Annotated in this window: 9 protein-coding genes; 2 read left to right on the top strand and 7 right to left on the bottom strand. The window is 72.0% G+C overall.

Annotation, left to right across the window (positions count from 1 at the left end):
- Positions 1-135 precede the first annotated feature (135 nt).
- Positions 136-825: a DUF1028 domain-containing protein gene (locus tag OIE40_RS15555; protein ID WP_264703741.1), complete on the top strand. Its 690-nt coding sequence runs from the start codon at positions 136-138 to the stop codon at positions 823-825.
- Here the strand turns inward: OIE40_RS15555 and OIE40_RS15550 are convergent.
- The 5 genes from OIE40_RS15550 to OIE40_RS15530 form a co-directional block, all read right to left on the bottom strand.
- Positions 779-1,393: a helix-turn-helix domain-containing protein gene (locus tag OIE40_RS15550; protein ID WP_264703739.1), complete on the bottom strand. Its 615-nt coding sequence runs from the start codon at positions 1,391-1,393 to the stop codon at positions 779-781. The two genes, OIE40_RS15555 and OIE40_RS15550, sit on opposite strands and share 47 nt — an antisense overlap.
- A gap of 39 nt (positions 1,394-1,432) precedes the next feature.
- On the bottom strand, positions 1,433-1,636 hold the full coding sequence (locus tag OIE40_RS15545; RefSeq protein ID WP_264703736.1) for a hypothetical protein: 204 nt from the start codon (positions 1,634-1,636) through the stop codon (positions 1,433-1,435).
- A 60-nt stretch (positions 1,637-1,696) separates the two neighbouring features.
- Positions 1,697-2,299 (bottom strand): RNA polymerase sigma factor SigM, encoded by a 603-nt coding sequence (gene sigM / locus OIE40_RS15540; protein WP_264703734.1) that lies wholly within the window; start codon positions 2,297-2,299, stop codon positions 1,697-1,699.
- A gap of 97 nt (positions 2,300-2,396) precedes the next feature.
- Positions 2,397-6,002 (bottom strand): murein biosynthesis integral membrane protein MurJ, encoded by a 3,606-nt coding sequence (murJ, locus tag OIE40_RS15535; RefSeq protein WP_264703733.1) that lies wholly within the window; start codon positions 6,000-6,002, stop codon positions 2,397-2,399.
- A complete protein-coding gene (locus OIE40_RS15530; RefSeq protein ID WP_264703731.1) occupies positions 5,999-7,960 on the bottom strand; it encodes a DUF6049 family protein in 1,962 nt (653 codons plus the stop codon). Before OIE40_RS15530 ends, murJ begins: the two co-directional genes overlap by 4 nt.
- 166 nt (positions 7,961-8,126) lie before the next feature.
- Here OIE40_RS15530 and OIE40_RS15525 point away from each other — a divergent pair, with 166 nt between their 5' ends.
- Positions 8,127-9,581, top strand: a complete 1,455-nt coding sequence (locus OIE40_RS15525) for a CCA tRNA nucleotidyltransferase (RefSeq protein WP_413774506.1) — start codon at positions 8,127-8,129, stop codon at positions 9,579-9,581.
- Here the strand turns inward: OIE40_RS15525 and OIE40_RS15520 are convergent.
- Complete coding sequence (locus OIE40_RS15520) at positions 9,553-10,515, bottom strand: NAD(+)/NADH kinase (RefSeq protein ID WP_264703730.1); 963 nt, start codon at positions 10,513-10,515, stop codon at positions 9,553-9,555. The two genes, OIE40_RS15525 and OIE40_RS15520, sit on opposite strands and share 29 nt — an antisense overlap.
- 1 nt (position 10,516) lies before the next feature.
- Positions 10,517-11,518: an SPFH domain-containing protein gene (locus tag OIE40_RS15515; protein WP_264703728.1), complete on the bottom strand. Its 1,002-nt coding sequence runs from the start codon at positions 11,516-11,518 to the stop codon at positions 10,517-10,519.
- Positions 11,519-11,527: the final 9 nt, after the last annotated feature.

Raw genomic sequence — 11,527 nt, 5'->3', positions numbered from 1 at the left:
TCTCCCTCGACAGCCCCTCGGGGCCCTTCTAGACTCCGGTTCAAAATATTGAAGGTTGGCACATTCTGTTACGGGGCTGGTACGGCCGCAAGAGTTCGTGCGGCAGCGTTACCCAGTCGCAACGAGGAGGTGGTGATGACGTTCACCGTGGTCGCGCTCAGCGAGGACGGCATGAACCTGGGCGTGGCGACAGCCACCTGCACGCTTGCGGTCGGATCCGCGGTGCTGGCCGCGGCGCCGGGGGTGGGCGCCATCGCGACCCAGGCCTACACCAACCGCCGCTTCCGTTCGCACACCCTGGAACTGCTGCGCCGCGAGGCCGATCCCACGTTAGTGATCCAGGCGCTCGCCGAGAGCGACCCGGGGTTCGCGATGCGCCAGGTCGCCGTGCTCGACATCAACGGCCGCAGCGCCATGCACACCGGCGACGACTGCACGCCGTGGGCGGGGGGATTGTGCCGGCCCGGGTCGGTGCTGCTCGGCAACCTGCTCACCGGCCCCGAGGTGGTGGACGCCATGGCCGAGCGCTACGACAGCAGCGCAGAGGTGCCGTTCGCGCAGCGGCTGGTCGAGGTGCTGGCCGCCGGTCAGGCTGCCGGGGGCGACCGCCGCGGCCGGCAGAGCGCCGCGGTGTACGTGGTGTCGAACGCCGAGCTGGACGCCTGGCCGCCCGAGACCGTGTGCGACCTGCGGGTCGACGACCACCCCGACCCGGTCACCGAACTGCGCCGGCTGATCGACCTGTACCACCGCGACCTGCTCGGCGTACCCCAGGCGGCTACGCCAACCTGGGACGGGGCAGGGGGAGCGGACCCAACGGGATGACCGACCCCAGCACGACCGCCTCGACCTCGCCGGGGTTCTCCCACCAGTGCGGGGTCGAGCAGTCGTAGGTGATCGTGTCGCCGGCCTCCAGCAGATGCTCGCCGACATCGGTGACCACCCGCAGCCGTCCCGCCAGCACGTGCACCGACTCCACGCCGAGGTGGCGGAACGGACGGCTGCGGTTGCTGTACCCGGCCGGCATCACCGTGCGGATCACCTGCAGGGTGGCGTTGCGCGGCGGGGTGAGCAACTCCCGGCTCAGCCCGGGCGCGGGCTCGTCGGGCGACAGCGGCGGAAGCAGCAGCCGGTCGGGCTCGCGGACGACCACGGCGTTCCGGCTGAGAGCGGCGCCGAACAGGTCACCGAGCTCGAAGCCGAGACCCTCGGCCAGGCTGCGCATGGTGGTCAGCGACGGGTTGCCGCGGCCGCGTTCGATCTGGGAGACGATGCCTACGCTGAGCCCGGACTCGCGGGCCAACTGCTCCACCGACCAGCCACGATCGGCCCGTGCCGTGCGGACCGCCTCACCGAGGGCGGCGATCTCCTTCGAACTGGTCCGTGGCGACATCGTGGTCAGCGTAACGGACGCCGGGGCGGGGCCTCGGTGTCACAGGTCGTCGACGGTTTCGTCGCTCCACAGGTCGGAGGCCGGCTTGATGCCGGTCAGGTCGATGTCGGGTTCCACCCGGCTGGCGCGCCGCAGTTCGACCTCGCCGGCGATGGTGGCCCGCAACCGCGTCAGGACGTCGTCAGGGCAGGCCGGAATCGGGGCGGCCCGGAGAAATCGGGTGACCGCCTCGTCGGAGACCATGGGAACTCCTTCTGCCGGTGACCCTGGGTTTGACGCGGCGGACCCGGGTTCGGTTCCCATTCAGTCCACCTCCCTGAGGTGTTGCAGCAGCACTGCGAGTTTGGCCCGGCCTCGTGAGCATCGACTCTTTACGGTACCCGGCGCGCAGCCCAGGATGCGTGCCGCCTGCTCCATCGAGTAGCCCTCGAGGTCGACCAGCACCAGCGCGGCCCGCTGGTCGGCACCGATCCGGCGCAACGCGGCGGTCACCTCGTCGGCGATGCCGGCCCGGACGGCGTCACGTTCCGGGTCGTCCGGCGCGATCAGTTCGGGGGCGCGGTCGGCGTCCTCGGGCAGCGGCTCGGCCCGCCGGACGGCCATCCGGCGCAGCCGGTCGAAGCACGCGTTGAGCACGATCCGGTGCAGCCAGGTGGTGACCGCCGCGTCGCCGCTGAAGTCGCCCGCGCGACGGAAGGCCGAGATCAGTGCGTCCTGCAGGGCGTCGGCGGCGTCCTCGGGCCTGCCCATCACCCGTAGGGCGAGGCTCCACAGCCGGTCGGAGTGCCGCTCGATCAGCACCGTGAACGCTCGGTCGTCACCGGCGACGTGGGTGCTGAGCAGTTCGGCGTCGGTGGCGTCCTCAAGCGGCCGGCCCGGGGCGGGACGGTGGGTGGGGACGATCACAGCGGCAGGTTATCGGCTACATCCCTGGGCGGGGTATTCGGCCGGAGCCCGGGACCGGGGCCGGTGTCGGCCGGACGGCAGCCGACTCAGCTGGCGCTCACCCGCGGACCTCGATGTTGCTGATCCCGCCCTGGTAGTAGCTGCCGGATTCGGGCGGCAGCGAGGTCAGGTAGACCAGCAGGAAACGGGTGGTGGCCGGTTCGTCCAGCTTCATGACCGCCGTACCGGTCGCCTGCTCGACGGAGGCCGCGACCGTCCAGTCGGCCTGTGAGCGCATCGGGGCGCGGGTCACGTCCGGGTCGGCCGGCAGCCGCAACTCGATGTCGGTGCCGTTGCCGAGCAGGGTGACGTTCACCTGACTGACCCGCTTCACGGCGCCCAGGTCGAGCACCAACCCGATGCCCGGCTTGAGGCCACCCTGCTCGGGCTTCCCGCGGTACCGCTCGGTCAGCCAGGCCGAATCGGGGTCGTTGTCGATGGCGCGGGGGGTGAGCCGCGGGTTCTCGGCGTTGCTGCCCCCGTCGGCGGACGGGTCGAAGTCGGTCGCCGACACCACGGCGATCACCTGCGCGGCCGTCTGGTCCGCAGACGGCACCGGATCGGCCCGCCGGGCATTGAGTTGACTGACCGCCACCCACACCAGGCCGAGGGCGAGCAGCAGCCCGAACACGCCGATCACCACCGCCATGAACCGCCGGGGCGGACGCCCCATGCCGCCCCGCCGCGCGCCCGGAACCATCAGTTGTGCCTGGCCGGCGGACGTGGCCGGCGGCGGGATGGGGGTGAACGGCTCGGTGGTCGGATCGTCCGCCTTCAGCCCGGGGAGCTGCCACGGCTGGGTCGACTCGCCGGTGGCGTCCCAGTCGTCGTCCCCGTCGGCCGAGGGGTCGTCGTCGGGGCCCAGCGGCCTGGGCAGGGGTGGCGGCACCGGCGAGCTGAACCGCGGCCCTCCGCCGGCTGCGGGGGTCTGCGGCTTCGCGGTGCGGAACTGCTCCACCGGCATGCGCAGCCGGCGCTCCAGGTCGGGGGCGGCGCTGGCCTGGCCGAGCACCGCCGACAGCTGCTGGGCGACCGCCCGGGCGGTGGTGATCGGCGTCTGCCGGTTGCGCGGGGTCGGGTTCAGGATGCGGTCGCACAGCGTGTCGAGCATTCGGGGCACTCCGGCCTTCACCTGCGCCGGGGTGAGCGTCCGGGCGCCGTCGGTGGGTGCCGCGGTCAGGCCGTACGCGTCGCCGCCCGGCCAGCGGGTGACCAGGCAGGCGTACAGCAGAGCGCCGAGCGCGCGGACGTCCGCGGCCTCGTCCGCCAACGGTTGCGGCGTCGGGTCGAGGGCCGCCTCGACCAGCAGCCCGACGATCCGGACGTTGCCGGCCGCCGTGATCACCACCGTGTCGGGGTTGACCCGCTCGTGGTACAGCCCGCGGCTGTGCAGCGCCGACAACGCCTGCGCCAGCTCCTTGACCACCCAGGCCGACTCGACCGGCGACAGCGGCCCGGCGGCGAGCACTCGCTGGATCGAGGTGCCGGGCGCGTACTCGTAGACGATGTAGTGCTCGCCCTCGTCGAACGAGCCGGCGTCCAGCACCCGCAGGAAGGCGGAGTCGGGGGCGCCGGAGGCGCGCTTGGCCACCCCGATCAGCTCCGGGCCGCGCGCATCGTCCGGCGGCAGCAGGTGCATCAGCACCGGACGCGACAGCCGCTGGTCGAACGCCCGCCAGGTCAGCGCGCTGCCGCGCCGGGCCAGCACCTCGTCCAGCCGGTAGCGCTCGCCCAGCACCTGACCCACCACCACCGCGGGCACCTCGGCGTCGGTCGGCACCTCCATCGCCGGCAGGTGACCGTCCTCGGGGTCGGGGTAGTGCAGCAGCGGCGCGTCCACGGGCCTGGCGGCGGCGATGGGGACGAAACGGCCGGCCCCGTCCGGATCGTCGTTGACCTCCTCGGCGTGCTCCGCCGGGGTCCTCGGGGACGCCGGGGAGCGGTCGGAGTCGTCGGCTGGGCCGACGATGGGTCCGTTGCCGATCTCCTCGGCCAACTCGTCCGCCTGCTGGGAGACCACCGACTCCTCGCGGCGGCGGCGCAGGGCCTGCAGCACCTGGGTCGATTCGGCGATGCCGAGCCGTTTCGCGGCGAAGAAGAAGGTGAGCAGGGCCACCACGCCCGCCAGTCCCAGTCCGATGAGGATCAGCAGCGTCGAGGTGAACCGGGAGAACCACCAGGTGATCGCCCAGGCCAGCGCGGCGCCGGGCACGGTGGCCGCCGTCAGCTTCGCGAGATGCAGGATCAACCCCGACCCGTCCAGGCCGTCCAGCCGCTTGCGCAGCGACCGGTGCGACAACCAGACCCCGACCAGGTAGGAGATGCTGTACGAGAGGGCCAGCCGGGGGGCGACGGTGTTGACGTCGTCCCAGGCCAGCACCAGCGCCACCGCGAGCACCGTGTTCAGACCCGAGATCACCACCTGCAGCAGGAACGGCGTCCGGGTGTCCTCGAGCGCGTAGAAGCCGCGCAGGTAGAGGTACTGGATCGTGTAGGGGACCAGGCCGATCGCGAACGCCATCAGCGTCCAGGCGACGAAGTGGTAGCCGCTGGCGCCCTGGCCGTGGCTGAACGCGACCTCCGCGATGGGGTCGGCCAACACGATCAGGCCGATGGCGGCGGGCACCAGGAAGGTGACCGCCAAGCGGATCGCCCGGGCGACCTCGTCGGCGACGCCCACCAGGTCCTTCACCGCCGCCAGCCGGGACGCCTGGGGCAGCATCGCCGTGGCGAGCGAGACCGTCAGCAGCGAATGCGGCAGCACCCAGATCAGGTAGGCCTGGTTGTAGGCGGTGCTGCCCGCGCCCGACCCGCCGACCACGGCCGAGGTGGCCAGCCTGGTCACCACCGCCTGCGCGACCAGGGTCAGGGCGACATAGCCCATCATCCACTTGGCGAGGTGGAACGTGTGCCCGAGCCCGGTGCCCTTGAGATCCCAGCGCGGCCGGTACTGGAAGCCGGTGCGGCGGTAGTAGGGAATCAGGATCAATGTCTGGACGACGATGCCGAGCGTCGAGCCGCCGCCCAGCAGCAGCGCCTGCTCGTTGGTGAACGGCGCCGAGGTGTCCAGTCCCTGACCCCAGATCACCGCGTACAGCACCAGTATGGCGATCTGGACGATGTTGTTGGCGATCGGGGCCCACATCATGGGGCCGAACGAGTCCTTGGCGTTGAGCACCTGGCCGATCAGGAAGAAGGCGCCGTAGAAGAAGAGCTGCGGCATCGTCAGGTAGGTGATGTACAGCAGCGACTGCCAGTGCGGCAGCGACTGCCACTGCGGGTCGGTCCACAACGTCAGCAGCCAGGGCACCGCGGCCACCATCACCACCGTGACCGCGGCCAGCGCGGCCAGGAACGCGGTCATGATCCGGTTGACGTAGATCTGGCCGCCGTCGGAGTCGTTCTTGATCGCCCGGACGATCTGCGGCACCAGGACGGTGTTCAGGGCGCCGCCGGCGAACAGCATGTAGAGCGTGTTCGGGATCAGCGTGGCCAGGCCGAACATCTCGGCCTGACGGGTGCTGTTGCCCAGGGCGAACGCGAGCAGGATGGCCCGGCCGAAGCCGAGGATGCGCGACACCATGGTGCCGGAGGCCATCACTGCGGTGGCGTTGAGCAACCGGCGTCCACCGGTCGCGGGGGCTTCGCGGCCCTCGTCGCTCACTGCTCCTCCTCGCGTTGCTTGCGCCGCACCTGACGGATGCGGAGCGCGGTCGTCGCCACCAGCACCACACCCGAGACGACGACAATGATCCACCCGATGACGCCCAGGTCGGTGACCTCTACCGCGATCCGGGTGGTTCGACCGACGGGTTCGCCGGAGGCGGTGCGGAGTCCCGCGGTGATGTTCACCAAGCCGTTCGAGCTCGCCTCGGGGCGCACATTGACGGTCTGGCTCTGGCCGGCGCCGACCGTGATCAGTTCCGAGTCGGCGATGCTGATCCGTTGGGGGTTGTCCGAGGCGAAGGTGATCCGCACGACGATTGGCTCCGCCAGCCGGTTGGTCACCGTCATCGGGAACTCGTTGGTGCGCGACGACATCAGCACCCGAGGACTCGCCGAGAGGCTGACCTGGCCCTGGATGGCCGAGGCGCTGAAGGTGTCGTTGACCGCGCGCAGCCACGACCCTTCGCCGGTGGAGTCGATCCAGGCGTCCGACACCAGGCGGCTCAGCGTTGCTGATTCGTCCTCGGCCAGGACCGAATCGGGCACCAGCGAGCGGTAGCGGGCGAAGTCGTCCTCGAGCATGCCGTACTGCACGAACCTGGATTCCGGCAGCGTGGCCGCGTCGGCGGGCAGCGTCAGGGTGGCCGCGGGCCGTGCCGGGGTGCCGTTCAGCACGCGGTCGAGAGTGGTCCGGGCCAGCCACTTCGGATTGGCGGCCGCGTCGGCGTCGGCGTCACCGGTCGAGGTGATCAACCGCACCTGTCCGCCGCCCAGCACCGCCTCGGCCAGCAGTCGCTGGGTCCGCTGGACGGGCCCGTCGTCGGTCCCCGGGCCGCCGGCCGCGTCCAGAGCCGGGGCGAGCCGCAGCAGGGTCGACGAGGCCCGGCCCCGCACCAGCACCTGGCCGATGCCGGCGGTGCGGACGGCGATGGCGTCGGCATCGGCGTCGGCCAGCCAGGCCGGCAGGGTGGCGTCGGCGAGTCCGTCGTGGGGCAGCACGATCAACGGCAGGGTGTCCAGCCCGGCGACGTCTGAGCCGGCCTCGAGAGCGTGGGTGAGCACCTGGGGACTGTCGTTGTGCTCGGCGCCGAGGATGTCGGGGCTGGCGAACAGGGTGCGGGCACCGTAGCGGCTGGACAACGCCCGGAACCGGGCCAGCCAGGCCTGCGCCGCGGCCTGTCCGGTGCCCGGGCGGGTGTCGTCCCCGTCGACGACGGTGTAGCCGTCGGCCAGGTCGGTCACCTCGTCGATCAGGGCGGGGTCGACCAGCCAGGACATCCCGGGCCGGCCGGCCAGGGTGAGCAGACTGTCGAGGCGTCCGGTCAGTTCGCCGACCAGGCGTTCGTTGGCGAACACGTCCTGCCGGATCTTCGTCGGGGTGGCCTGCAGCAGCACCACCGACGCCAGCGGCAGCGGCGAGCCGGGGTCGGTGGCGTAGAAGGTTCTGCTCTGCGCGAGCACCTGGTAGTTGCTGGACGCGTCGGCCGTGCCCAGCACCTGGGCGCCGGTCAGGTAGACGGCACCGTCGGCGGTGAAGCCCAGGTCGGTGAGGGTGCCACGCACCGTGAACTCGGCGGTCGCACCCGGGTCGAACGACTCGTCGGATTCCTTGATCCGGAAGTAGTGGTCCTCCGACCAGGGCATTCGCTCGCCCCACGGCTGGCTCTGCCCGGCCACCACGGTGTCGAAGTCGGTGGTTTCCCGGATCGGGTCACGGGTGCGCCACAGTGCCACCCGAACACCGAACGCCGGCTGTGCCCCGGTGTTGGTGACGGTGCCCTGCAGCTCGATGCTGGTCTTCTTGCCACTGCCGACGGTGCGCAGACTGGTCAGGGCGATGCTGAGTTCCGGTGCGGCGGCAGCCCCGGCCGGAGCGCTGGGCCCGATCAGCACCGCAGCCGTACCGACCAACCAGGCCACCACGAGGGCGAGCCAGGCCGGACGGGTGCGGATCACTCGCCCATCGTAGGGTGCGGGGCTGGTGGCGTCGGTGAGGAGGCTGGCCGGGTGCGGAGGTTGGTCCACATCGGGCACCGACATCGGTGCCCGATGTGGATCAACCCCTCGGGCGGTGCCGCGGGGCCGGGGGCGTCGGCCGGTAAAGTGTCGCGACGTGCCCGATCTGACCAGCGCCCAGCGTGCCGCCCTCGAGTGGCTGCGCACGAGCTCGGCCACGGTCACGGCGATGGCGGAGTCGTTCTCCGCCGCCGGCCACGAGCTTTACCTGGTCGGCGGCCCGGTGCGGGACGCACTGCTGGGCCGGGCCGGGCACGACCTGGACTTCACCACCTCGGCCCGCCCGGACGAGATCGAACGCCTGCTGCGACGGCTCACCGACGCGGTGTGGGACATGGGCCGCGACTTCGGCACCATAGGCTGCGCCGTTGTCGACGACCGGACGCCGACGGCCGACTTCGCACCCGAGGGCCGCCTGGTGATCGAGGTGACCACGTTCCGCTCCGACGCCTACAGCGCCGACTCGCGCAAGCCGTCGGTGGTCTTCGGCGATCATCTGGGCGGTGACCTGGTGCGCCGTGACTTCACCGTCAACGCGATGGCGCTCGACATGGCCTCGGGCGAGCTGCTCGACGCGTTCGGCGGGCGTGACGACCTGGAGCACCGGGTGCTGATGACGCCGTCCACGCCCGAGTTGTCGTTCAGCGACGACCCGCTGCGCATGCTGCGGGCGGCCCGGTTCACTGCGCAACTCGGCTTCCGTCCGGCGCCGGACGTGGTGGCCGCGATGACGGACATGGCCGAGCGCATCTCGATCGTGTCGGCCGAGCGGGTCCGCGAGGAACTCGTCAAGACGATCATGGCGCCCGACCCGCGGGCCGGGCTGAACCTGCTGGTGTCGACCGGCCTGGCCGAGCGCGTGCTGCCGGAGTTGCCGGCGCTGCGGATGGAGCGCGACGAGCACAACCGGCACAAGGACGTCTACGAACACACCCTGACCGTGCTCGACCAGACCATCGACTTGGAGTACAGGCTGGGTGGCCCGGATCTGATCGCCCGGCTGGCGGCGCTGCTGCACGACATCGGCAAGCCCCGGACGCGGCGCTTCGAGCCGGGCGGCAAGGTGTCCTTCCACCACCACGACGTGGTGGGGGCGAAGATGGCGACGAAGCGGATGCAGGCGCTGCGCTTCCCCAACGACCAGATCAAGGCGGTGGCGAAGCTGGTCGAGCTGCACCTGCGCTTCCACGGCTACGCCGACGCCGACTGGTCCGATGCGGCGGTGCGCCGCTACGTCCGCGACGCCGGCGACCAGTTGGAGCGGCTGCACGTGCTGACCCGCTCGGACTGCACCACCCGCAACGCGCGCAAGGCGGCCCGGCTGCGCACCGCCTATGAGCAGCTGGAGTGGCGCATCGACGAGCTCGCCAAGCAGGAGGAGCTGGATTCGCTACGGCCCGACCTGGACGGCACCCAGATCATGGCGATCCTGGGCATCCCGCCCGGTCGGGACGTGGGTCGCGCGTACAAGTTCCTGCTCGACAAGCGCATCGAGGACGGCCCGCTCGGTGAGGAACGCGCCACCGAGGCGCTCAGGGCCTGGTGGGCCGAGCAGGGCTGAGCCACGGACGCCGCCGCGGGGCGCGGCTGGCCGGTGGTGAGTCGGCGACCACCAGCTGCAGGCGCCGGGGCGAGGTGGCGAGCAGGACCGTCTGGCCCCAGGTGGCGGTGAGCCGATCGGCTTCCAGGCCGTCGCCGAAGGCGACCAGGGCGTCCGACTGCACGATCACCTCGAGGCCGGCGTCGGCGTCCAGCAGCCCGGCCGTGAAGGACGTGCCGGTGAATGGCGACGGCCAGGCCTCACGCACGAACCACGCCAGTTCGGACGCCGCCGCGGCCGGCAGCGTCGAGCCGCCGCGTTCGTGGGCGATGGAGGCCGCCCAGCCCGTCGCCCCGGTGCCGGTCGCAACGACCAGCCCGGACGACGACTGCGCCTCGCCCCGGCCATCGGGCAGTCGGAGCCGGTAGCGCGCCGACTGGTGCGAGGCATGACCGAGGTAGACGTCGTTCAGGGCGTCCAGGATGCTGCCGTCATCGAGTTGGGCGCGCACCATCGCGCGGGCCTGCAGGTGCGCCCGGCCGGCGGCGACGGCTCGCAGCAGGGCGGCGGTGGCGTCCGCGCGGTGCTGCACCAGCACGCCCGGGTTGCGGCCCGGCTCGGGGTCGACACCGATCACCGGTTGGCCGTCGAGGTACTTGGCGGTGTTGGCGACCAGGCCGTCCGGGCCGACCACGATCACCACGTCGCCGGGCTCGAAGTCGAACCGGTGCAGGTCGGCGCGTTCCACCGAGCCCCGCCGCCAATCCGCGGGGACGGCCGCCCGGGCGGTGGCCAGGGCGGCGTCCAGCGCGTCGGAGCGGTCCTGCAGGTCGGCCAGGCTGCGGCCCCGGGTGCGCAGGAAGAACTCCACCTGGCCCCGGGTACCGTGCCGGTCGATCAGCCCGTCGAGTTCGGCGGCGCGGTGCACCACGATCGCGCGCGGCTGCAGGCTCACCTCACGCCTCCTTGCGGACGCCGAGCGCGGCCAGCGCGCCGGTGAGGACGTCGGGGGTGAGGGTCAGCGAGCCGATGGCGGGCAGGTGCGCCGCCAGTTCGCGCAGCGCCAGCACCTGCAGCACCTCGGTCGACACCGTGGCGGCGGCGGCCAGCCGGGCGGTCTCGGCGTCGGCCTCCGCCTGCCCGACGGCGCGGGTCGCCTCGACCGAGGCGTCGGTCACCAACCGCCGTCGCTCGGCCTTGGACCGCTCGTCGATCAGCGCGGCCGCGGCCGCCTCCTCGGCCCGCGCACGGGCGTTGGCGCCCTCCTGGGTGACCAGTTGCTTCTCCCGGGTGGCGAGTTCGATCCGGTTCGCGAGTTCGTTCTCGGCGATGGCCCGCTCGCGCTCGACCGCCTTGGCGCGGCGTTCGTAGGTGGAGCGATCCGCCTCGGTCTGGGCGGCCTCGCGGGCCGGGGTCTGCAGTGCCTTCTCGAGGTCCGCGTCGGCGCGCACCGACCTGATCCGGACGCCGAGGACGGCCAGGCCGGCGGTGAGCCGAGCGTCTGCGCCGAGGGCGGCGCCGACCCGTTCACCGAGCGGTCCGGTGGCGACCGAGACCGCCTCGCGCAGGGTGAGGCCGGCGACGGCGTCCATCACGTGGCCGGTGGCGAGTTCGCCGAGCAGTTGGCCGACCTGCTCGAGTGGGGAGGCCGTCCACTGACCGGTGCGCGGGTCGATGCCGAAGTCGAGGCGCTCGGCGGCCAGTTCGGGTTGGGTGAAGCGGTAGCTGACCGTCACCTGCGCGGTGACCTGCTGCAGGTCGGCGGTGCGGGCGTGGGCCACGACCGGCAGTTCGCGATCGTCGACCGGCACCTCGGACAGCACCGCGGTGAGCGGCCGGAACCAGAACGCCAGGCCGGTTCCCGAGCGCACCACGCGGCCGTCGCGAAGTTGCAGCACGTGCCCCGTGGTGCCGGCGCGCAGGTGGCGCAGGAACGGGTAGGCGGTGATCGTGGCCATGGGGTCCTC

Source organism: Micropruina sonneratiae (assembly GCF_025972045.1).
In the GTDB taxonomy this organism is placed as follows: domain Bacteria; phylum Actinomycetota; class Actinomycetes; order Propionibacteriales; family Propionibacteriaceae; genus Micropruina; species Micropruina sonneratiae.
This window is presented reverse-complemented; position numbering and strand designations above follow the sequence as displayed.

Excerpts from the sequence above, each read along its gene's own strand:
- OIE40_RS15555 (WP_264703741.1), top strand. The coding sequence starts at position 136 with ATGACGTTCACCGTGGTCGCGCTCAGCGAGGACGGCATGAACCTGGGC.
- OIE40_RS15515 (WP_264703728.1), bottom strand. The coding sequence starts at position 11,518 with ATGGCCACGATCACCGCCTACCCGTTCCTGCGCCACCTGCGCGCCGGC.
- OIE40_RS15545 (WP_264703736.1), bottom strand. The coding sequence starts at position 1,636 with ATGGTCTCCGACGAGGCGGTCACCCGATTTCTCCGGGCCGCCCCGATT.
- OIE40_RS15550 (WP_264703739.1), bottom strand. The coding sequence starts at position 1,393 with ATGTCGCCACGGACCAGTTCGAAGGAGATCGCCGCCCTCGGTGAGGCG.